Origin of the sequence: Komagataeibacter swingsii, assembly GCF_003207895.1 — a bacterium.
Lineage (GTDB): Bacteria > Pseudomonadota > Alphaproteobacteria > Acetobacterales > Acetobacteraceae > Komagataeibacter > Komagataeibacter swingsii.
Genome location: NZ_NKUB01000019.1, coordinates 17,976 through 40,305, shown reverse-complemented (window position 1 = coordinate 40,305; position 22,330 = coordinate 17,976). Strand labels below are relative to the sequence as shown.

The following is a 22,330-nucleotide window of genomic DNA, read 5'->3' as shown; positions in this document are numbered from 1 at the left end:
AGGGACTGTGTATTTTGAACACGGATATGAAGAACGACGTGGCGCGCGATACCCGTGCAGCACCCACCATCAGCATGATCGGCACCCGCGCCATGCTGTTCGAGGCGCCGGGTGACTTCACCATGGCCCACCAGCGCCGGATCTGGTCGCTGATGGATGCGGCGCAGGCGCGGCCCGATGTGTGCGAACTCATTCCCGGCGTGACCAACCTCATGCTGATCTTTGCCGTCCCGCCCGAAAGCCCGCATGACGTGGCAGACTGGCTGCGCCATGCATGGGACACCCTGCCCGAACGGCATATCGAAGGTCGCCTGTTTGAAATCGGCGTGCGCTATGGCGGCGAACTGGGCGGCGACCTGGCCGCTGTCGCCGCCCATGCGGGCCTGCCGCCCGAGGAGGTCATCGCCATCCACCATGGCAGTGAATACACTGTCTGCGCCATAGGCAGCGCGCCGGGCTTTGGCTACCTGCACGGGCTGGACCCGCGCATCGCCACCCCGCGCAAGACCGTGCCGTCGCTGAACATGCCGGCCGGGACCGTGACCATTGGCGGCATGCAGGCGGGCATTTCCGCGCTGACCGGGCCGAACGGGTGGAATTCCATCGGCTACACCGACATTACCCTGTTTGATCCCCGCAAGCAGCCGCCCGCCCTGTTCGCCATTGGCGACCGCATCCGCTTTTATCCCGAAAGCATCGCGCCGTGATGACCATCCTTGAAACATCCGCCCTGAACACGGTGCAGGACCTGGGCCGCCCCGGTTACCGCAACCTTGGCGTGGGCACGTCGGGCGTGATGGACGCCCTTGCGCTGCGGGTGGGCAATATCCTGCTGGGCAACAAGATTGACGATGCCTGTATCGAACTGCAGACCTACCCCTTCGTGCTGCGCCTTGACGCTCCGGCCAGCCTTGTGGTGACAGGCATTGACGCCGACATCGAAATCGACGGCCGCGCCATCCTGCCATGGATGGTCGAAACCGTGGCGGCGGGACAGGTGCTGCGCGTGGGCGCGCCCAGGACCGGCGCGCGCGGCTATATCTGCATCGCGGGCGGGATCGAGGTGCCCGTGGTGCTGGGATCGCGCAGCACGCAGCTCCGTGGCGGCTTTGGCGGGCTGGACGGCCGCCCGCTGGAAGCGGGTGACACGCTGAAGACCACGGGGACCACGCTGGACGTTGCGGGTTACGGTGCCCTGCCCCCCGCGCGGGTGCTCGATGCCGTAGCCTGTGGAGATGATGCGAAGGTCATCCATCTGCGCGCGATGCCGGCGACCGATTATGAACTGTTCACCCCTGAATCCCGGCGGCGGCTGTGGGACGCCGCGTGGCGCATCACGCCGCAGAGCAACCGCGTGGGCTACCGCCTGTCGGGCGCGCCGCTGGAACTGCGCCACCGGGTTGAGCTGCGGTCCTACGGTGTCATCGCCGGCATCGTGCAGGTGCCACCGGCGGGCGAGCCGATCGTGCAGCTGGCCGACGCCAACACCGTTGGCGGCTACCCGCGCATCGCCACCGTGATCGAGGCCGACCTGTGGCGGCTGGCGCAGGCGCGCATCGGCACGCGCATCCGCTTTCATGAATGCAGCTTTGCCGAAGGGGTCGCCGCCATGCGGCCGGTCGATGCCTATCTGGACGACCTGCGCATGATGGTCGCCCGTTACCGTGCATCCGCGCGCTGCCGCGCCGGCATCAAGTCTGGAGACAAGGCATGAAGATCGACCTCAATTCCGACATGGGCGAAGGCTTCGGCCGCTGGCGCATCGCCGATGATGACGGGCTGATGGAAACCGTGTCCTCGGCCAATATCGCCTGCGGGTTCCATGCCGGTGACTACGCCATCATGGACCGCACGGTAAAGCTGGCGAAGGAAAGGGGCGTGGGCATTGGCGCCCATCCCGGCCTGCCGGACCTCATGGGCTTCGGGCGGCGCAGCATGGCCGTGTCGGACGCGGACATGGAATCCATGATGTGTTACCAGATCGGCGCGTTGCAGGGCATCGCCGCCCGCCATGGCCACCGTGTCACCCATGTCAGCTATCACGCGGCATTCGGCAACATGGCCAACGCCGACGAGGCCCTCGCCCTGCGCCTGACGCGCGCGATCGCGGCGATGGACCGCAACCTGAGCGTATTCTGCATGCCCGGCCAGGCGACCGAGCGCGCGGCGGAAAAGGCCGGGCTGCGGGCGCAGACACTGTTCCTGGCGGACCGGGCCTATACCACGGCGGGCACGCTGGTGCCGCGCGGGCAGCCGGGGGCGGTCATCCATGACCTGGCGGGGGTGCGCGCGCGCGTGAGGCAGTTCCTGCATGACGGGTCGGTCACCACCATCGACGGCGCGCGCCTGCCGGTCAAGGCGCGGTCCATACTGGTGCACAGCGACACGCCGGGGTCACTGGAACTGGCACGCGCCATCCGCGCGGAAATCGAGGCCAGCGGCGGCGTGCTGACGCCCGCCTGCCAGCTTGGGGACTGAGCGCGCGCCACCCATAAGAATTTCTTATTGCGCGGCAACCAACTCCTATAACGCGGGATGCGCCCCATGCGTTACGATGCCGTAACGTGAAAACAGGCGGGGATGACCGGCCGGGCAGATCCTTCATGAAGCGCGCACCCGTCCATGTCGTGCGGTTGAGGTACGGACACAATGAAGCATGACCTGAAACGTGGCGCCCTTCTTCTGGCATCGGCAACATTCTTTACCGCGGCCCTCAATGCCCTGCAGAAACTGACCGGATCGACACTGCCCGCGCTGGAAATCATTTTCTTCCGCAACCTGTTTTCCCTGCCCTTCGTGCTGCTGATCGCATCACGCACGGGCATTGTCCTGAAAACCAGCCATTTTGGCGGGCATGTCCTGCGGTCGGTCGTAGGCCTGATCAGCATGATCATGGTGGTGATGACCGTCACCCGCCTGCCGCTGGCCGAACAGCAGGTGCTGTCCTACACGCAGCCGCTGTTCCTTGTGCTGCTGTCCATCCCGCTGCTGCATGAACGGCCGTCGGCGCAGCGCTGGATTGCCGTGTGCCTCGGGTTTTCGGGCGTGGTCGTGGTGGCCCTTGGCAAGGGACTGCTGCATGGCGCGGGCAGCGCGGTGCCGGGCTGGGCCTATTTCGTGGCCCTGGCGCAGGGCGCGGTGGGCGCGCTGACCACCATGCAGATCCGCCAGCTTTCGGCCACGGAAGCCAGCACCACCATCGCGCTGTGGCAGGCCATCCTCATGACGCTCATGACAGCGCTTCCCCTGCCCTTCATCTGGACCACGCCCGGCGTGACCGAGGCCGCGTGCCTTGTCGCCGTCGGCGCCTTCGCCGGGATCGCGCAGGTCCTGCAGACCGAGGCCTTTGCCTCGGCGCAGGTCTCCGCCATTGGCCCCTTTGCCTATTCCGGGCTGCTGTGGGCGGCGCTGATCGGGTGGTTCGGCTTTGGCGAGATACCCGGCGTGGCCATGGTGATGGGCGGGCTGCTGATCATCGGGTCTGGTGTGTGGATGCTGCGCCATGACCGCCCCGCAAGGCGCAAGGCCGTGGCGGAAGGCACGATGGACGCGGCCACCGGCACCCCGCCATGAGGCACGGCCCGCGCATGGCGTCCCCCACCCCACCGTCATTCCACGGCACACCAGGAGTCCTGTAGCGTGACAACAGGTGATACGACCACCAACGCACGAAACGGGCGCGCCATTCCGGCCCGCTACGTGTTCTTCTTCCTTGTCTTCCTGATGTACGCCATAAGCTATGGCGACCGCGCCGCGCTGTCCATCGCCCTGCCGTCAATGGGCAGGGAGTTTTCCCTGACGCCGGTGCAGATGGGCTGGGTTTCATCCAGTTTCCTGTGGTCGTATTTCCTGCTCAACCTGCCCTCGACCATCGTGCTCGACATGGTGGGCGCGCGCGCCATCGGCAGCCTTGCCGTTGGCGTGTGGTCGTTCGCCATGCTGCTGGGCGGCATGGCGCAGAACATCACGCAGTTCCTGCTGACGCGCGTGCTGCTGGGCGTGGGCGAGGCGCCGACCTTCGGCGTGGGGGCCACCGTGGTGCGCAACTGGGCGCAGCCGCGCGAACGCGGGTCGGTCATGACCGTGCTGCTGACGGGCATGCAGCTCGGGCTTGCGGGCGGTACGATCGCGGGGGCGTACCTGATCACCTTTTTCGGGTGGCGGTGCGAATTCGTGGCGCTGGGCGCGGTGGGCATCATATGGGCGCTGGTGTGGTGGCTGGTGTACCGCAACCCGGTGCTGAAGGCCGACGCCGCCCCGCGCAGGCCCATTACGGTGCGCGAAATCAGGAACCTGTTCCGCTCATCGTCCTTTCTGGGCATACTGGTGGTGCAGTGCACGCAGAATTACCTGAACTTCCTGGTCATGTCGTGGATGCCGCTGTACCTGATCCATGAACTGCACATCAACACCACCGGCACCGGCAACAGCACGGCCCTGTGCTACCTGGTCGCGGCCATTGGCGCGGTCATTATCGGCCGCGTGCTGGAACATTTCACCTTCCGCAACGGCATCCACCCGCCTGCGCGGCGCTTCATTGTGGCCACCTGCCTGATCGGCGCCGCCACGATCGGGCTGCTGCCGCAGTTCCATACCATGATGCCCATCGTGCTGGTGCTGTCGGGGGCGCTGGCCTGCCTCATGGCGGCCAATGGCGCCAATACCGCGCTGCTGACCGACATGGTGGACGATGGCCGGAAAATGGGGGCGGTCACGGGGGTTACGCTGACATGCAGCAACGCGCTGGGGCTGCTGTCGCCCATCCTGACCGGGTATATCGTGGCGTGGACCGGCAGTTTCGACATGGCGTGGTACATGTGCGCCGCGGCCCTGGTCATTGCCGCCGGGCTGTCACTGGCCATGGTGCGCAACCCGATCCGCATGGATGGGCGGGCGGGATAAGGGCCATCGGGCCTTCATAGTATTGTTGTATGGGGCCAGATCATTTTCATCGGTATCGAAGCCGCGCCGAAACGATTTACGATGCGGCGTGAGCATGTGTCCTGTCGCATGGGTGAAAGTGGAGAAAACGTCTGATGCCTGGGTTTGCGGATCGACTGAATGGAATTGGGATTTCGGCTTCCGCCGCGATGACCGACAAGGCATCGGTGCTGAAGGCGGAAGGGGTGAAGATCATCAGCCTGTCATCGGGCGAACCCGATTTCCCCACCCCCGCGCATGTCGTGGACGCCGCGATCGCCGCAGCCCGCGCGGGTGACACCAAATACCCGCCGCAGGATGGCAAGCCCGCGCTGAAAAAAGCGGTGCAGGGCAAGTTCCAGCGCGAAAACCACCTTGATTACGCGCTGGATGAAATCCTGGTGGCCAACGGCGCCAAGCAGATCATCTATGACGCCATGATGGCCACCATCAACCCCGGTGACGAGGTGGTTCTGCCCACGCCAAGCTGGATCAGCTATGCCGATATCGCCCGCCTGGCCGGGGCGTCCATCGTGTCCGTGCCCTGCCCGGCCGAAGGGGGCTTCCGCCTGTCGGCCGCGGCACTCGAGGCCGCGATTACGCCAAGGACCAAGTGGCTGGTCCTGAACTTTCCCGGCAACCCCACCGGCGCATGCTGCCCGCGCGCCGACATGGAAGCCATCGCCGCCGTCCTGCTGAAGCACCCGCAGGTCTGGATCATGACCGACGACATCTATGAACACCTGATCTATGACGGCTTCACCTTCTGCACGATCGCCGAGGTCGAACCCCGGCTTAAGGACCGTGTCCTGACCGTCAATGGCGTGTCCAAGGCCTATGCCATGACCGGCTGGCGTGTCGGCTACTGTGGCGGCCCGCGCGCGCTGATCGCGGCCATGAACAACATGCAGGGCCAGTCCACCAGCGGCATCAACACGCTGGCGCAGGCCGCAGCCGTGGCCGCGCTGGATGGCCCGCAGGATTTCCTGAAGGACCGCGCGGCGGAATACCAGGCGCGGCGTGACCTTGTGGTCAGCCTGCTCAACGCCATTCCCGGCGTGCAGTGCCATACGCCGCAGGGGGCGTTCTATGTCTATCCCGATATCAGCAGATGCATGGGCAGGACCTCGGCCGGGGGCCGCCTGATCGCGACCGACGCCGATTTCGTCATGGGACTGCTGGAAGAACAGCAGGTGGCGTCCGTGCAGGGTGCGGCCTATGGCATGAGTCCGTTCTTCCGCATTTCCTACGCCACCGATACGGCGACCCTGCGCGAAGGCTGCCGCCGCATCGCGGCCTTTGTGGATGGCCTGAAGTAAAAGACTGTCTGAAAACAACGCATGGATAAAAAATAAAAGTTTCTGGGTGCCGCCTTTTTTCAAAAAGGCGGCGTTCTTTCACAGCTTCCTGCCAATAGCTTCACCCAAACACTTCCCTTGATTTTAAAGCATTATCATGAACTGCCTTTGCAGACAGTCTGTTAAGGCTGGAACCATATCCAGAAAAAAAAGGCCGGGGCACCGGAATGGCGCCCCGGCTTTTTTATGGTCACAGGGTTGCGTTGCGCGGGAATAAGGCAAGGGCGCACATGATCGCGCCCGCGGGTAATGGCCGCTGGAAACCATGCGCCATCAGCGGCACAGTGCCCATGGCACGACGGCATCGCCCACCCGCCGGGCCGTAACCCCGTAAACCGTGCGCATGACATCATCATCCAGCACCTGTGCCGCCGGGCCATGGCGGATGGTCGCCCCCCCATCCATCAGCACCAGTTCATCACAGAACCGGGTCGCCAGCACCAGGTCATGCAGCACGACGACAATCCCCCTGCCCTGACCCGCCTGCTGGCGGAAAAGCTGCATCATGGACAAAGCATGCGCCGGGTCCAGCGCCGCGATCGGCTCATCGGCAAGCATGACCGGCGTATCGGTCGCAAGCGCACGGGCCACGTTCATGCGCGCGCGCTCCCCGCCGGACAGGTCCGTGGCCGCGCGCGCGCACAGGTCCTGCAGGCCGGTGGCCGCAAGGGCGCGCGCCACTGCCGGGTGCCGGGCGGCATGGCCATTCACCTGCCCGTGCGGCAGCCGCCCCAGCGCCACCAGCGCGCGCACCGGCATGGGCGGCGGCGGTTCGCCCTGCTGTGGCACGAAGGCAAGCTGCCGGGCGCGCAATGCTGGGCTGATCCGGCCCATGTCGTGGCCCAGCAGCGCGACATGCCCGCAATCAGGGGGCTGCAATCCGGCCAGCAGGCGCATGAACGTGCTTTTCCCCGCCCCGTTCGGCCCGATCAGGCCAATCACCCGCCCCCGCGCCAGTGTAAGGGATGCGTTTGAGACCACAGCCCGGTCCCCGCGCCGGAGCGAAACCCCACAGGCCCGCAACAGGGTCATGACACGCCTCGTTTCAGCACGATGACGCGGGCAAGGAAAAACGGCGCGCCCACCAGCGCCGTCAGTACGCCCAGTTGCAGTTCGGTCCCGGTCGCGACCGCGCGCACCACCATGTCCGCCCCCAGCAGCAGCACGCTCCCCCCCAGAAAGGCAGGCACGAGCAGCCTTGACGGCTGGTACCCCGCAAGCGGCCGCAACAGGTGCGGCACCACCAGCCCCACGAAACCGATCGCGCCCGAAACCGCGACGCACGACCCCACGGCCAGCGCCGTCCCCAGCACGATCCGTGTCTGCACGCTCCGTATCCCATGCAGGCGGAAACCAAGGCTTTGCGCCACGTCCTCGCCCAATGCCAGCGCATCCAGCGCGCGCCCCGCCGAGAGCATGAGCAGCCCGCCGCACACCACACCGGGCAGGCAGATCCAGACATGGGTAAAGGTCCGGTCCGTCAGGGACCCCATGAGCCAGTGCATGATCTCGAACGACGCATACGGGCTGGGCACAAGGTTCAGCACCAGCGCCGTCAGGGCTGCGGCCAGGCTGCTGAGCGCCGCCCCCGCCAGCAGCAGCACCAGCGCGCCGCCGCCCCCCACCAGCCCCACCAGCACGGCGGCCGCGCCCAGCGCGCCCGCAAGCCCGCCCAACGGCAGGGCCAGGATGGATACCTGCATGAGGCCGGTATAGAACACGCTGACCGCCCCCAGCGCCGCCCCGCCTGATACCCCCAGGATACCGGGATCGGCCAGCGGGTTGCGCAGGTATCCCTGCAACACCGCGCCCGACAGGCCCAGCGTCCCGCCCACCATGATGGCAAGCAGCGTGCGCGGCAGGCGTAGCTGCCCCACAATGATCGCGCCCGCGCTATCCCGCCCCGCCAGCAGGTCCGCCAGCGCATGCGTGAACATGACGCGGGTTTCCCCCCACATCAGCGACGCGCAGGACAGGCCCACGACCCCGGCCAGAAGCACGATATTCAGCAGGGCGGCATACGGGGCTGGCTTCACCGGACGTTCTCCAGTCCATTGCGGGCGGCACGCAGCATGGCGACGCTGTCCAATGTCTGTGGCAGGCCACACAGCCACAGCCGCGCGGGCAGGTCCAGATGGCGCGGCCCGGCAAAGGCCCGTTTCAGCGCCGGATGGTCCGGCATGGACTGGGCAAGGGACGTGCCCTGCCCCGAACGGTCCAGCACCAGCAGGTCGGGCGGGTGCGCGACCAGGACTTCCATGGACAGGCGGGGCGTTCCCTGCCGTTCCATCACGGTCGCGTAATTGCGCAGGCCCGCATGGGCCAGGACATCATCGGGCAGCGACCCCGCGCGGGTGATGAAGCCATTGGCGGCATAGATCGCCGCCGTCGGGCCGCCGGGGCCGGGATCGGTTGAAAGGGATGCAAGGCGGCGGGTGAAATCCGCGGCCAGCGCGCGCCCCCGCGCGCCCGCGCCAATGGCGTTCGCGACCATCATGATCTGGCCGGGAATGTCGGCCAGCGCCTGTGCCGGTGGCAGGACGATGACCCGCGCGCCCCGTTCCCGCGCCGCCTGGATGGCGACAGCCGCCGTATAGCTTTCGCCCAGCACGACATCAGGATGGAATGCCACGACATTTTCCGCCGTGGGGCGCAGGACCGGCACATGCCGCGCCTGTTCACATAGCACGGCGTTCCAGCAGTCGCGCGCAAGCGGCGTGATGCCCGCGATCTGCCCCGGTCCGGCCAGCAGCAGCAATAGCTGGTCGGTGCAGACATTCAGCGACACCACGCGCGGCAAAGGCTGCGCCCGCGCCACGGGGACACAGGCAAGGAAGCCCGCGACAATGCCCGCCATCACCCGCTTCATGTCAGTCATTCAGCATGAAGCCGCCATACCCGGCACGACCGGGTTGCAGGTAGCCGATCGGTTCCTCGAACTGGCGGTCCAGCAGGTTGTCCGCGCGGGCATAGACGGACACATAGCGGTTGATCCTGTAATTCGCGGCCACGTCGATGGTGAAATACCCATGGCCCCTGGCGCAGGTGCTGCATGTCTCGCTACCGATGACCGGCAGGTCGCGCCAGCCGCTGGTGTACAGGATATTGCCCGAAAAGGTCAGGTCGCGGATGGGGGTCCATGTCGTGTTGAAATTGAATTTGTGCTGGGGGCGCTGTTGCAGTTCGCTGTGGTCCGCCGCGTCGCGCGCATGGGTCCAGGTGTAGCTGAGGTTGAATTCCAGGCTGCGCAGCGCCTTCCAGTTCACGAAGGCCTCCACGCCATACATCCGCGCCTTGGCCACATTGGCGTAGGAGTAGTTGTAGTCATATGACGAATCAATCGAAAGCGTGGACTGGATCAGGTTCCGCACCCTGCTGTCATACCATGTCGCGCCGAAATTCAGGTGGTCATGCAGCAGTTTCTGCTCCACGCCCGCGTCATAGCCGATCAGTTGCTCGGCCTTCAGGTCCGGGTTGCCCTTTTCGGAATACCCCGTGCCCACCTGGCTTGCAAACAACTGGTACAGCGATGGGCCATGGAAGCCCGAACCGGCGCTGGCCTTGATGATGGTACCCGTGCCCGGCACATGGATCGCGGGCGCCACGCGCCATGTCACGTGGTTGCCATAACGCGAATTGGCGTCGTAACGGATATTGGCCGCGCCATACAGGATATGGCGCCAGTTGCCCTGGTACTGCCCGTAGCCCGCGGTCGTATCCATGCTGGCGGAGGTATCGTATCCGCTGTCCCACATGCTGGACGCCGTATGGCTAGTATTGAACGTATCGTGGAAATGTTCGGCCCCGACCAGAAGCTGTCCATACTGCCGCAAGCTGAACGTGCCGTGCCAGTCCACCTTCAGCCGGCTGGAGCGGTAATAGTCGGGGTCGGGATTGACCGGGCTGCCGTAAGCCGTGCCCGTTTCCGTCCAGCGGTTGCGGTTGGTCATGTAACCAAGGCCCAGCACCTGATCGAACACCCCGTGGAAGGACATCAGGTGCGCCGTGCCCCGCACGATGGCCTCGTTCCGGGTGGTCTGTTCGCGCACGCCCCTGTCCCCGTACAGGTTTTCGCTTTGCAGGTCATACACCGAATAGGAATGGTTGTTGTCCTGTATCAGCCACGCCGTAAGCCCGAGGTCAAGATTGCGGGTGACATCATAACCCAGCCGGATATTGACGCCACGGTTGTCATCGCGGTTGCCTTCATGGCGCTGCTGCGGGTTCGCGCCGTAATAGCGTTCGATATAGGACGGGATATTATGGAACCCGTCCATGCGGTAATGGGAAAATTCCACGTTGTAATGAAAACGCCCTTTGCCGCCGCGCGCGCCGAATGTCTGGTTGAACGTGCCGTAGCCGCCGCCTTCGACCCGGACAAAGGGCCTGAAGCGCCCCTGCCCCTGCGCGGTGGTGATGTCGATGACACCGGCCATGGCGTCCGCGCCGTACAGGCCGCTTTGCGGGCCGCGCAGGATCTCGATCCGGCCCATGCCGTCGGTCACGAACGCGCCTGCGTCAAACAGGCCGCTGGTGGAACTGCCGTCGTTTATGTCCATGCCGTCAAGGCGGACCTTGACCTCGCTGGCGTTGTTGCCCCGCATGAAAATGGACGACGTGCCGCCCGGCCCACCCGTCTGCACCACGTTCAGGCCCGGCTGGCGCGCAAGGATATCGGTCAGGCTGCGCCGCTGCTGGGTCTGGATCTGTTTTTCGGTGATGATGGTCATGCTGGTGCCGATATCATCGGCCGCCGTGGGCCGGCGGGCGGCACTGACGCTGATCAGTTCGGGCAGGCCCGTACCAGGCGGTGAAACAACCGCCTTGGGTTTGCGGTCGCTGGCGGCATGCGGGCTGGCAGGCGGCTTTTGCGCGGCATTCCGCCCGGCGGGGGCATCAGCGCGCGCCACCGTTGCCCCCATTGTCATCAATATGGTGGAAGCAATCAGCAGGTTACGGGAAAACGGCATGGAATTCAGGTCTCGCGGTCACATCATCGTTGCCACGAGAGCGTGCCGCCCCCGATGTCCGATCCACAGGGACACCCGTAACGCCACACCGTCAGGACACCCCGCCCGACAGGTCCCGGTCGCAACCATCATGGCGGCAGGTCTCCTGGCTCACGGCGTGGCATCCCGCACGACCTTCCCGGAAAACCGCAGTTTCCAGTGGCCCGGACCATCACATCCGGTAATGCAGGGACATACCGCTTACAGTTGCGGGGACAGCCGGGGCCTTGGATCGCGATCCGCACCCCGTTCCCTTTTAATTCCCCCGCAGGGGAAACCGTCGGCATGGTTCTGATCGCGCGGCGCCGTCCTGTCAAGCCGGGACACGGCCTTCCGGTCCCATGCCCCGGTTGCGATTATCCGGCCTGTCCATATCCATGCGCCCATGCCGCCCGCGTGCGCCGCATGGCAGGCGCGCCTGACAGAGGGCAGCAATACGCCCGGCCACAACAAAACCGGCCACAACAAAAAAAGGCCCGGCGACAAGCCGGGCCTTCCGTCGTGGGACAGGGATCAGTTGGAATTGGAGTTGTTGTTCTGGTTCCAGCCGCCACCGTTGCGATCGCCACCGCGACCGCCGCCGTGATCGCCCCAGCCGCCGTTCTGGCTGTCGCCGCTGCGGTTGCCATGTTCGCCCCAGCCGCCACGCTCGCCGGAACCACCGTTCCGGTCGCCACGGCCTTCGCCACCGCGATCACCGCGGCCTTCACCGCCACGATCACCGCGATCGCCACCGTTGCGGTCACCGCCCTGGAAATCACCACCCTGGCCCTGGCCGCCACGATCGCCTTCGCCGCCATGGCGACCACCGTGATGGCCACCACGGCCACCATGTTCGCCCTGCTCGCCGCCCTGGCTCCAGTCATTGGACTGGGCATGCGCCGCCAGCGGGAGGGAGGCGCCAAGCGCCAGTGCGAAAAGAATTGAACGCTTCATAATATGGTATCCTTTAATTCGACCCCTCATACATCGTGTCATATGATTAAAAATGTAAGGTCGAATGATGTAACAAAAAGCATCAGGCACATCCTGCCCAAAAATCACCAGGATTTACGGCCCGGGACTATTCCGGGAAATGTTCGGCAAGGCGACGTATATTCTGAAACATGGATGAGAGGCATTGTAACACTTTTTAAACCATACCATGATTTCCTGCATTCGCCATGCCTATACATGGCGGGATTATGGGAAGTCTTTCCTAACCGGACGGTCTTCCGGTCTGGAAATATCCGTCTCAGACCTGCCCGGTCGCCCGGACGGCGTCACCTGGCAGGGCCGCGACCCTTTCTTCAGCGTCCGCATCAGGGCCGCCATTGCGCGGACGCACTACCGTAGTGGCGGCGGGTTCATCCCCCACCACCCCACGCCCCATGCAATGGGCAAAAACCCGCCTGTTTTCACGGCCATGAAGCGGGATCGCATGCGGCGCCATGCGCCCCGATGGGGAATACCGACCCATCGCGCAACGGGTTTGCGCGATACGGCAGGGGCAACCCTACAATGCCGTGCGATAGGGGGCGATGCCGCGCCCTTCATTATCAATATCGACACGGTGCCCGACCATCGGCAATGCGCGGTGATGGCAGTTTTCACGTGTGCAGGCACGGCAGCCCGGCCCGATGGGAATGATCATGCGCGGGTCATTCAGGTCCAGCCCGGCGGAATAGACCAGGTGCGGGGCATCCGCGATCGAACAGCCCAGCACCACGGCCGTAAGGCGCGGGCGATCAAGGTAGGATATGCTGTTGCGCCCGACGGTTCGCGCTATGTTGAGGTAAAGCGCGCCATCGGTCGTCTGCGATAGCTGGACCTGCACCTGCTGGGGCGTGCTGAAGGCGCGGAAAATATTCCATAACGGGCACGGACCACCGAAACGGGACTGGGCAAAACGGTTCGCGCTGAAACTCTTGAGGATATTGCCCGCGATATCCGTCTTGAGAAAGTAGAAGGGAACCCCCTCGCTTCCGGGCCGCTGCATGGTGCTCAGCCGCTGGCAGGCCTGTTCGAAACTGACCCCGAAATGGCGTTGCAGCAGTTCAAGGTCATGGCGCACGTCACGGGCGGTCGCCCGGAACCGTTCATAGGGCAGCAGCAGCGCGCCGGCGAAGTAATTGGTCAGGTAGACGCGCGCCAGTCCCCGCGCCTCGCTTTCACGCAGGCGCGAACGGCGGATGGTGCGCGCGAACACGCCCTGGTGCTCGATCTGCCCCAGCGCCTGCGCCATCCAGAACGTGCTGCTTTCCGACGGGACGATGCGCGACAGGAACAGGGTGCGCCGCCGCCGGTCCATATGCCACATCAGGCCCCGCTGCCCCAGCGCCAGGTCGATTTCGGTACGGATGCCGTGCTGGTCCAGAAGGTAGCGGGCCAGTTGTTCACCGGGGTTGCCTTCATCCAGCCGCATCCGTTCGGCCTGGCGCTCGGCCGTGCGGTCCACCTCGTCAAAATAGTTGCGCTGGGCCTGCACCCAGTCATTGACGGCCTCGTAGGGTTCCACCCGGTCGGGCGCGCCGTCGTGTCGCGGCGGGAGCGGGCCGACCAGGGGGGTAGCGGCCTGTTCATGCCGCAGCAGGTAGGCGCGATAGAGCCGGATGAACTGCGCGCACAGATCGGGTGCGACGCGCATGGCGGCCTGGATGCTGTCCAGCCTTACGGCGTCGGTATCGAATACCGGGTCGGCCAGTATCTCACGCAATGCCTGTATGCCGCGTGTTTCCTCGGTATCGCTGAAATAATCCACGCCAACGGAGAAAATTTCACACAGCCGGTCAAGCAGCGCCAGCGGCAGGGGGCGGGCGTCATGCTCGATCTGGTTCAGGTAACTGGCGGATATGCCCAGCCGCCGGGCCAGCGCGCTCTGCGTCATGCCGACATGGTTGCGCTGGTGGCGGATGCGCGAGCCGGTGAAGGTCTTGGTGGCGGCTTTTTTCATATTTGCAGTCTTTGCAATCCGCTTCGGTGTATTCGCTCTTTTAAACGGCAAAACATCTTCCGTCCGCAACCGGGATTTGTCAAAGTCCGGATCAACAAAAACAAGAGCCGTAAAGACGAACGCCAGGGTCGGGCAAGAATAAACATAATAACTGCCGTTTCAGGCACCCGACGCCCCGGCCGGATTCATGTGCAACGCCGCCACTGGCCGGGTGCCACACCCCCATGGCGCTTCGTGCTTTAACCGAACGACAAGGAACACGACCATGACGCGCATGATGTATGATGATGTTTCCATTCTGTCAGCCCCCGCCATGGGGCAGGTTTTCCCGCGCATGACGGACCATGCGGCGTTCCATGGCGTTCTGGCGCAGCCCGCGCATGGGCAGCGCATGCTGAACATTTCCGCCCTGTGCGTGGACCGCCACCTGGGCGACCATGCGGACAGGCCCGCCCTGTCCGGGCCGGCGGCCGACGCGCGGCCCGTATCCTGGCGTGACCTGCATGAACGGGTCTGCCGCCTTGCCAACGCCCTGACGGACCAGGGGGTGCAGCGCGGCGACAGGGTCGTAATCCACCTGCCCCTGATGGTGGAAGGCGTGGTTGCCGTGCTGGCATGCATGCGCATCGGCGCGGTGCATGTCGTGCTGCCCCCGGCACTTGGCGCGACACAACTGGCTGAACGGCTGGCTGATTGCGGCGCGGTGGCCGTGCTGACCGGCGGTGAAACCATACGCGATACCGACCGTGCGCCACTGAAGGCCACGCTGGATGCGGCGCTGGACGCGGCCGGGTCCCGCAGCCGGGTCAGGCTGGTGCTGGTCGTGGCGGCAGACGACGCCGATATCATGATGAGGCCGGGACGCGACCATCGCCATGACGCCGTCGTGGACTGGTACGAACCGGACTACCCGCCGGAGGCCATGTATGACGACGACCCGCTATTCCTGCTCTATCCCGCGGGCAGGACGGGCCGGGGCCACGGCGTGACATACACTTCCGGTGCGTATGGCCGCCTGACATCCTACACGATGGGCATGCTGTCGCCATCGGGGGATGCGGGCATTCCCGGCACGCTTCTGGAAATGGCGTGGAACACGGGCCAGACCGCCCTGATCGTGGGGATGCTGGCAAAAGGGGACACCGTTACGCTCAATGGCCATGCCCGCGCGGATGCGGCAACAGGCCACTGAAGGTCGCGTCCGGGCAGAAACCCCATCGTGACGGCAGGCTTGTTCCAAATCCGGCCATCTGGTGGAAAATATCAGGGCGCCCGGGCGTCGCCTTTTCCCAAAAAGGCGACGCATCCTGAAGCTTTGTGGAAAAAGCGCGCCGGGCACCTTCCTGTGGTCCGTGCGCGACGGCGGGCCAGATGCAAAACGGCTTCCGTGTGACCGCAGGCCGCCTGCCATGTGTCGCGCCCCCCACCCGCGTTGGCGCGGGCGGGGCGCGGGGTCATCAGACCTTCTGGGTCGATGCCTGGAAGATCTGCGCGATCGATTTCGCAAGGGCTGCGTCAAATTCCGCATCCGTCATGGTATAGCGCAGGTCTTCAAGCAGCGCGCGCGAGAAGCTGGCGATCATGCCATGGTTCTTCGCCAGCCGCTGGCACGCTTCATCACGCGGGTAGCCACCGGACAGCGCCACAACCCGCTGCACGCGCGGATGTTTGATCAGGTCGAGGTAAAGGTCGGCCTTTTCAGGAATCGAGACCTTGATCATCACCTGATAGTCACCGGGCAGCGCATCCAGCCCACGGTGCAGTTCATCATGCAGCAGGGCTTCCGCCCCGGCCTTGTCCGGGCTTTTGATCAGGACTTCGGGTTCCATGATGGGCACGAGGCCACGGGCCGCAATCTGTTCGGCAAGGGTGAACTGCTGCTTCACGATCGCGGCGACGCCGTCGCGCTCGGCCAGGCGGATGACCGAACGCGCCTTCGTGCCGTAAACGCCCTTCGCAATCGCCTGGTCCAGCAGGGGTTCAAGGTTGGGGATGGGCTTCATCATCTGCACGCCGCCCGCTTCGGCCTCCAGCCCCTTGTCCACCTTCAGGAAGGGGACGACGCCCTTTTCCTTCCACAGATAGGTCGGAACAGGCGTGTCCCTGACCAGCCCGTTCATGGTCTGCTCGAACAGGATGGCCGCCAGGATGCTCTTGCCCGTAAAGGCCGGGGCGGTAATGACCCTGACCCGCATTTCATGCATCAGGGCGAACATCTGGGCATCGGTGCTGTAGGCGCTGTCGGGTATGCCATAATGCCGCAGCGCACCCGGTGTCGACCCCCCGCTCTGGTCCAGGGCCGCGATGAAGCCCGCGTTTTCCGACATGTTCTTACGCATCTGGTCAATCGGCATGGTTATCTGTCCTGTGTTCAGTATTCATATACCGCCAAGGCGACGATCGGGCATTCTGGGTAACGCCACGGGTATGCATTGATTAATAAGTTAAAATACAGGGGAATAGCCGTAAATACAAAAAACACGGAACCGGCAGGCACCTGTGCCCGTGCCCCCGCATGCGACTGGCGGGCGGGATATTATGGGTCCGGTCGCCTACAGCATCCTCCTGCATCGTATGAAAAACCATTCAGCCTGATATGCAGGTGGCCGCCACGCGCTGCAATGACATACATCAGGCCATGCGGCGGATGGCACTGACCCTGGGCTGTCGCGGGCGGGGGAGCATGGCCGGGGCCGTTATCGCCGGTCGCGCAGGCTGCTGCTTCAATCCGGTTCCGGTGGTGCGTTCATGTCGCGCCCCGGAATCATACGGCTCTGGCGGCCTTTCCCGGCCATATCAGGCCCGTGCCGACGCCACAGCGTGATCCCCGGCCCCCCGGGGATCGGGGCGCTGGCCATGTGACGCCAAATCGGGGATAGTGCCATCGTGATTTTGCGTTATAGGGGAGGCATCATGAGCACAGACACACCCAACCTCCTCTCCCCCAGTCCGGTCTATAAGCCCTTCCGCTATCCGTGGGCGTTCGAGGCATGGAAAACCCAGCAGTCTTTGCACTGGCTGCCCGAGGAAATCCCCCTTGGCGACGACGTGAAGGACTGGAACAACAACCTGTCCGGGACGGAAAAATATCTGGTGACCCAGATCTTCCGCCTGTTCACCCAGCAGGATACGGAAGTCGAGAACGCCTATATCGACCTGTATATGCCCCGCTTCAAGCCGACCGAAGTGCGCATGATGCTGTCGGCGTTCACCAACATGGAATCCATCCACCAGGCCGCCTACAGCCACCTGCTTGACACCATCGGCATGCCGGAGACCGAGTACGCCGCCTTCCTTGAATACGAGGAAATGGCCGCGAAGCACGAATTCCTCAAGCGCTTCAACATGGACGACCATTACAACACCGCCCTGTCCATGGCCGTGTTCGCGGGCTTTACCGAAGGGCTTCAGCTTTTCGCGTCGTTTGCCATGCTGCTCAACTTCCCCCGTCATAACCTGATGAAGGGCATGGGGCAGGTCGTGACGTGGTCCGTGCGTGACGAGAGTTTGCACGTGGAATCCATCACCCGCCTGTTCAAGACCTACATGCAGGAATTCGGCCACCAGATCGACAAGCCCGCCGTGGCGGACGCCATCCATCTGGCCTGTCGTGAAATCGTGACCAACGAGGACCGCTTCATCGACCTCGCCTTCCGCATGGGGCCGGTCAAGGGCCTGACGGCGGCCGAGGTCAAGCAGTATATCCGCTTCATCGCCAACCGTCGCCTGATCGGCCTGGAACTGGACCCGATCTATGACGTGCCCAGCAATCCCCTGCCATGGATTGACGAGATGATGAACGCGGTCGAACACGCCAATTTCTTTGAAAACCGGGCGACGGAGTATAGCCGTGGTGCGACACTGGGGACCTGGGACGAGGCATTCGCCTGAAGGCATTGCGCGCGGGCCGGGCAGTCAACAGGCCACGGACCCGCCGGGCGCGCGCTGGCCTGACCAGCGGCGCCCGGCGCGGCGTAACGGCCCATTACGTGGCCCCGCAAGGGCGCCCACGGCACATGCTGATGACGGAGGCCGCATGAAACCCACCATGATTCCGCTGCCTGCCCTGCTGGCGGCCCTTGCCCTTGTCGCCGCGTTGGCGGGCTGCGCGGACCGCGACCCACGCATGGACCGCAATGCACGCGCGGCCTATGACAACGGGAATGGCGGCCCGCAGGGCGGATGGGGAAGCCTGGGCGGTGGATGGAGCGGCCCGGGCAATATGGGATGGTGAGGTGCGCGCCATCTGGCCCGTAACAGAGTATCGGCTGAATACCCCTATTTCTCATGCGGACAATCAGCTTTTACAACGCCGCCCGTCCATGCCATCACGTGAGACTGGCCGCGCCATTTGACGTTTTTGCCTTCGATTACGGGTTTGAAAATAAATTTGATCCGATTAGTGCGGGCAACCGTATCATCCTGCGCCTTGTACCAACCAGTAACCTGTTCCCCATAATAGGACGGTTCCGCCTTTTTTTCATGCAGATAAATCCAGCCTCCCACCAGTTCTTCGGCTTCTTCAGGCATAAAGTCCCAGTTACCTGAATGTACCATCCCGGTAGCTTTGTCCTTATTGACATTTCGGGGGCGACCACCCTCCAGCCTGCAAAGAAGATGAATTGCCTTCATATTGTCATCCCTGTCATAGCTGTTTTGACGTGCCCGGTTTATCGTTCAGGAACGGTTATCAAGGATTGCCATCATGGGAAACCGGGATTGTCCCGGCCCTGATCGCCTTCGTGAACATTTTCCAGTCCACCTTTGTCTGGTCCGCGTAACGGGTTGAAAAACAGCCTATGGCGTCGGAAAACACGCGCCCCTTGCCCAGATAGCCGCTGATGAAGGCGCCATCCCCCGAACGTGCATGCGCGCGGGCCAGCGTCCTGCCATACAGCCTGGCGTAATCGGCCAGCCCTTCAGGCGCGATATCCGCCCCGATGGCGGCCAGCCGCGCGTCTTTCAGGCGGCGGACGTAAAACTGCCGCCCCGCCCCGGACAGGTCCGGTGTCGCGGGGCCGGTCCCGGACTGGGGCCGGGTATGCGTGCAGCCCAGGAATATGTCCGTTTCCGCCTGCATGATGCGTTGCCCCACCACCACGCGCTGGCCCTGGTTATGGAACGGCGACGCCCCGGCAAACGGGGCAAGCACCGATTGCTGGGCTTCCTTGATCTGCAGCAGCAGCGTTGCCCCATCCGGCGTGGCGAACAGCCCTATGGCGCAGAAGGTGCCGACACTGCCAATGCCGACCACCTTGAAAATCACGTCGCGCAGCACGTAACGGTCCAGCAGCACCGCCAGCTCGGCCGGCTGTGTCGCCACGTAGCGGGCAAAGGCATGGCGGATCGTATCTTCATGCGCGGGCAGCCGCATGACCAGCGGCGGATGCGCGCGCAGCGACGGCGTGCCGCCTTCCTCGTCTATCAGGCCGTAATGGCAGCGCGCGCTTTCCATCCGCGCGCGCAGCAGGGTTTCGGCCCGCCTGCGCGCATGCCGGTCGGAAAACGCGGCGATGGCGGCGGACAGGTCGATGGGATTGCCCCAGACCTCCAGCGGGGACAGCACGGCAAGGTGCTTCATTTCCATGGCGTAGCTCTGCGCCATGGACACCGCCAGCTCACGCGCCCTGTGTTCTGGCAGGCCGCCTTCCCGCCCGGCCAGCACCAGCGACGCGCCAAGGCGCTTGATGTCCCATTCGAACGGGGCGGGCAGCGTCTCGTCAAAATCGTTGATGTCGAAAACCGGGGTCCCCTCGGGTGAGGCATAGCTGCCGAAATTGGCCAGGTGGCAGTCCCCGCATGCCTGCACGCGTGGCCCCGCCGCGGGCGTATGCGCAAGGTCGGACGCCATGACCACCGCCGCCCCGCGCAGGAACGCGAACGGGGACGCCATCATCCGCCCGTAACGCACCGGCAGCAGGTCCGGTATCCGGCTTTCCCCCTGCCGCGCCAGCAGCCCGACCGGATCGGGCCGGCCCCTAGGCGCATGCCACTGCGCGTGGTGGGCGCGCATTGTCTTCCTGCGCAGGGCAACGCCCTGTCTATGGCGTTCCGCGCGGTCAAGGCTGCGATGGCCCCACTGCATGGTCCGAAGGGCCGCGTGTTCCTGATCCATGCGCCGATGCTACCATTCCTGACGTATTGTGTCATGTCGCCCGTCCCCCACGTCCGCCGGGCCGGCGGACGTGGGGGTGGTTCATGCATCCCTGCCCGGCATGCCGAATTGACGCACATCAACGACGCCGGTCACAAAGAAGCCTGCTATATGCGGCAGGTCTTTGAATCCGGCCCGATCGGCCGGGTCACTGGCAGCCCCACAAGACAGCCCCAGGAAGAGGCGGGAATCCCATGAGATATGCGCACAGCAACTTCGAAGCCTTCGTACGCCCCGAAAGACCGGCCGGGATCGACGCCCGCTCGGCATGGATTGTCGGGGGCGGGCTGGGCGGCATGGCCGCCGCCGCCTTCCTGATCCGCGACGCGGGGATGACACCGTCACGGATCACCATCCTTGAAGCCTCCGACGCCGATGGCGGCGCGCTGGATGGCGCGGGCAACGCCGAAACCGGCTGGCTGATCCGTGGCGGCCGCGAAATGGAGGAACAGTTCCAGTGCCTGTGGGACCTGTACCGCTCCATCCCCTCGCTGGAAATACCCGGTGCGTCGGTGCTGGACGAGTTCTATCGCCTCAACCGCGTCGATCCGTCCTCCAGCCCGGTCCGGGCCATGTGCGGGCGCGGGCAGCCCCTGCCCGACCGCAACAGCCTGAAGCTGACCGGCAAGGCGCGGCGGGAAATCATTTCCCTGATCCTGACGGATGAGGAAAAGCTGGATGGCAGGACGATTGGCGATGTCCTGTCCGCCGATTTCATGAAATCGAATTTCTGGCTGTTCTGGCGCTCCATGTTCGCGTTCGAGACATGGCACAGCGCGATCGAGATGAAGCGCTACCTTGCCCGCTTCGTGCACCAGATCCTGGGGCTGAAGGACCTGCATACGCTGAAATTCACCCGCTTCAACCAGCAGGAATCCCTCAGCCTGCCACTGGCCACGTGGCTGGCGGGCCAGGGCGTGGTGTTCCGCCACGGCGTGCGGGTGACCAATGTGCGCGTCGATACGTCGGGCGTGAAAAAGGTGGCGACCCATATCGACTGGCTGGAAAACGGCGCGGCGGAGGGTATCGCGGTCAGCGCGGAGGATCTGGTGTTCGTCACCAACGGCTCCATGGTGGAAAATTCCCGCTGGGGCGACCACCACACCCCCGCGCCGATAGACGCCACGATCGCGCAGGGCAATATCTGGCAGCTATGGCGCAACATCGCGGCACAGGACCCCGCTTTCGGCCAGCCCGACGTGTTCTGTGGCGACACCACGAAATCGCGCTGGGAATCCGCCACCGTCACCACGCGCGACGCCCGCATCCCGGCCCTTGTGCACAAGGTGACGGGGCGTGATCCCTTCTCCGGCCGGACCGTGACGGGGGGACCGGTCACGATCGCGGATTCCGCGTGGCTCATGAGCTGGGTCGTCAGCCGCCAGCCGCATTTCAAGGGCCAGCCGAAGGGCCAGATGGTGGCATGGCTGTATGGCCTGTTCAGCGACGTGCCGGGCAATTACGTGAAAAAACCCATGCAGGACTGCACGGGCGAGGAAATCACCCGCGAATGGCTGTTCCACATGGGCGTGCCCGAGGCGGAGATTGACGACATGGCGGCCACCGGCGCCATCACCCACCCGTGCATGATGCCCTTCATCACCGCGCAGTTCATGCCACGCGCCGTGGGCGACCGGCCGAAGGTCGTGCCCGATGGCAGCGTCAACCTCGCCTTCCTTGGCCAGTTTGCCGAAACCCCGCGCGATACGGTGTTCACGACGGAATATTCCGTTCGCACCGCGATGGAGGCGGTCTATACGCTGCTGGATATCAACCGCGCCGTGCCCGAAGTGTTCGGCAGCATCTATGACGTGCGCATGCTGGTGCAGGCGGCGGCGGAACTGCGCGACGGGAAAAAGATTCCGGCCTCGACCCTGATCCGGCACCTGACGGACGGGACGGAGGTGGACACCCTGCTGGAACGCTACGGCCTGATCTGACCCCCGCCGGGCGCGGC

The 22,330-nt window shown here is 64.5% G+C and carries 20 protein-coding genes and 1 riboswitch; of the genes, 11 read left to right on the top strand and 9 right to left on the bottom strand.

The window, feature by feature from the left end:
• Window positions 1–26 precede the first annotated feature (26 nt).
• The 6 genes from pxpB (at window position 27) to CFR76_RS12860 (ending at window position 6,239) form a co-directional block, all read left to right on the top strand.
• The gene (pxpB, locus tag CFR76_RS12885; protein ID WP_110557403.1) at window positions 27–707 is read left to right on the top strand and encodes a 5-oxoprolinase subunit PxpB; all 681 of its coding nucleotides are present in this window, start codon (window positions 27–29) and stop codon (window positions 705–707) included.
• On the top strand, window positions 704–1,714 hold the full coding sequence (locus CFR76_RS12880; protein WP_110557402.1) for a 5-oxoprolinase subunit C family protein: 1,011 nt from the start codon (window positions 704–706) through the stop codon (window positions 1,712–1,714). The genes pxpB and CFR76_RS12880 overlap by 4 nt, the downstream gene beginning before the upstream one ends.
• The gene (locus CFR76_RS12875; protein WP_110557401.1) at window positions 1,711–2,478 is read left to right on the top strand and encodes a LamB/YcsF family protein; all 768 of its coding nucleotides are present in this window, start codon (window positions 1,711–1,713) and stop codon (window positions 2,476–2,478) included. The genes CFR76_RS12880 and CFR76_RS12875 overlap by 4 nt, the downstream gene beginning before the upstream one ends.
• Window positions 2,479–2,649: 171 nt before the next feature.
• Entirely contained in the window at window positions 2,650–3,573 is a 924-nt protein-coding gene (locus CFR76_RS12870) for a DMT family transporter (RefSeq protein ID WP_110557400.1), read from the top strand.
• Window positions 3,574–3,639: 66 nt separating this feature from the next.
• Window positions 3,640–4,902 (top strand): MFS transporter, encoded by a 1,263-nt coding sequence (locus CFR76_RS12865; protein WP_110557399.1) that lies wholly within the window; start codon window positions 3,640–3,642, stop codon window positions 4,900–4,902.
• Window positions 4,903–5,036: 134 nt separating this feature from the next.
• Window positions 5,037–6,239, top strand: a complete 1,203-nt coding sequence (locus CFR76_RS12860) for a pyridoxal phosphate-dependent aminotransferase (protein ID WP_110557398.1) — start codon at window positions 5,037–5,039, stop codon at window positions 6,237–6,239.
• A gap of 312 nt (window positions 6,240–6,551) precedes the next feature.
• On the opposite strand, the gene CFR76_RS12855 is transcribed toward CFR76_RS12860, so the two are convergent.
• From CFR76_RS12855 to CFR76_RS12840, 4 genes are read right to left on the bottom strand one after another with little or no spacing between them, the layout of a single operon-like run.
• Window positions 6,552–7,310 carry an ABC transporter ATP-binding protein gene (locus CFR76_RS12855; RefSeq protein ID WP_110557397.1) on the bottom strand — a complete coding sequence of 253 codons (759 nt, stop codon included), beginning with the start codon at window positions 7,308–7,310 and terminating at the stop codon, window positions 6,552–6,554.
• Complete coding sequence (locus CFR76_RS12850; protein ID WP_208623999.1) at window positions 7,307–8,314, bottom strand: FecCD family ABC transporter permease; 1,008 nt, start codon at window positions 8,312–8,314, stop codon at window positions 7,307–7,309. The genes CFR76_RS12855 and CFR76_RS12850 overlap by 4 nt, the downstream gene beginning before the upstream one ends.
• Window positions 8,311–9,135 (bottom strand): ABC transporter substrate-binding protein, encoded by an 825-nt coding sequence (locus CFR76_RS12845; RefSeq protein WP_110557415.1) that lies wholly within the window; start codon window positions 9,133–9,135, stop codon window positions 8,311–8,313. The genes CFR76_RS12850 and CFR76_RS12845 overlap by 4 nt, the downstream gene beginning before the upstream one ends.
• Before the next feature lie 13 nt (window positions 9,136–9,148).
• On the bottom strand, window positions 9,149–11,248 hold the full coding sequence (locus tag CFR76_RS12840) for a TonB-dependent receptor plug domain-containing protein (protein ID WP_110557396.1): 2,100 nt from the start codon (window positions 11,246–11,248) through the stop codon (window positions 9,149–9,151).
• Window positions 11,249–11,366: 118 nt separating this feature from the next.
• A riboswitch (cobalamin riboswitch) is annotated at window positions 11,367–11,584 on the bottom strand.
• Window positions 11,585–11,788: 204 nt separating this feature from the next.
• Between CFR76_RS12840 and CFR76_RS12835 the strand changes: the two genes are divergently transcribed.
• Complete coding sequence (locus CFR76_RS12835; protein ID WP_244191939.1) at window positions 11,789–12,214, top strand: hypothetical protein; 426 nt, start codon at window positions 11,789–11,791, stop codon at window positions 12,212–12,214.
• A 307-nt stretch (window positions 12,215–12,521) separates the two neighbouring features.
• Here CFR76_RS12835 and CFR76_RS12830 read toward each other — a convergent pair whose 3' ends face one another.
• The gene (locus CFR76_RS12830) at window positions 12,522–12,746 is read right to left on the bottom strand and encodes a hypothetical protein (RefSeq protein ID WP_146222679.1); all 225 of its coding nucleotides are present in this window, start codon (window positions 12,744–12,746) and stop codon (window positions 12,522–12,524) included.
• Between the two features lie 36 nt (window positions 12,747–12,782).
• A complete protein-coding gene (locus CFR76_RS12825; protein WP_110557394.1) occupies window positions 12,783–14,219 on the bottom strand; it encodes a helix-turn-helix domain-containing protein in 1,437 nt (478 codons plus the stop codon).
• Between the two features lie 265 nt (window positions 14,220–14,484).
• Here CFR76_RS12825 and CFR76_RS12820 point away from each other — a divergent pair, with 265 nt between their 5' ends.
• Window positions 14,485–15,411, top strand: a complete 927-nt coding sequence (locus CFR76_RS12820; RefSeq protein ID WP_110557393.1) for an AMP-binding protein — start codon at window positions 14,485–14,487, stop codon at window positions 15,409–15,411.
• 265 nt (window positions 15,412–15,676) lie between these two features.
• Here the strand turns inward: CFR76_RS12820 and CFR76_RS12815 are convergent, their stop codons facing one another.
• Entirely contained in the window at window positions 15,677–16,573 is an 897-nt protein-coding gene (locus CFR76_RS12815) for a fructose bisphosphate aldolase (protein WP_110557392.1), read from the bottom strand.
• Between the two features lie 559 nt (window positions 16,574–17,132).
• On the opposite strand from CFR76_RS12815, the gene CFR76_RS12810 reads away from it, so the two are divergent.
• Both CFR76_RS12810 and CFR76_RS12805 read left to right on the top strand, forming a co-directional pair.
• Window positions 17,133–18,110 (top strand): ribonucleotide-diphosphate reductase subunit beta, encoded by a 978-nt coding sequence (locus CFR76_RS12810; protein WP_110557391.1) that lies wholly within the window; start codon window positions 17,133–17,135, stop codon window positions 18,108–18,110.
• A 145-nt stretch (window positions 18,111–18,255) separates the two neighbouring features.
• Window positions 18,256–18,453, top strand: coding sequence for a hypothetical protein (locus tag CFR76_RS12805; RefSeq protein WP_110557390.1), 198 nt, complete (start codon window positions 18,256–18,258; stop codon window positions 18,451–18,453).
• Between the two features lie 44 nt (window positions 18,454–18,497).
• On the opposite strand, the gene CFR76_RS12800 is transcribed toward CFR76_RS12805, so the two are convergent.
• On the bottom strand, window positions 18,498–18,851 hold the full coding sequence (locus CFR76_RS12800; protein ID WP_146222678.1) for a hypothetical protein: 354 nt from the start codon (window positions 18,849–18,851) through the stop codon (window positions 18,498–18,500).
• A 58-nt stretch (window positions 18,852–18,909) separates the two neighbouring features.
• A complete protein-coding gene (locus CFR76_RS12795; protein ID WP_110557388.1) occupies window positions 18,910–20,334 on the bottom strand; it encodes a DUF2252 domain-containing protein in 1,425 nt (474 codons plus the stop codon).
• A gap of 233 nt (window positions 20,335–20,567) precedes the next feature.
• On the opposite strand from CFR76_RS12795, the gene CFR76_RS12790 reads away from it, so the two are divergent.
• Window positions 20,568–22,313 carry an oleate hydratase gene (locus CFR76_RS12790; RefSeq protein ID WP_110557387.1) on the top strand — a complete coding sequence of 582 codons (1,746 nt, stop codon included), beginning with the start codon at window positions 20,568–20,570 and terminating at the stop codon, window positions 22,311–22,313.
• The last annotated feature ends 17 nt before the right edge of the window (window positions 22,314–22,330 follow it).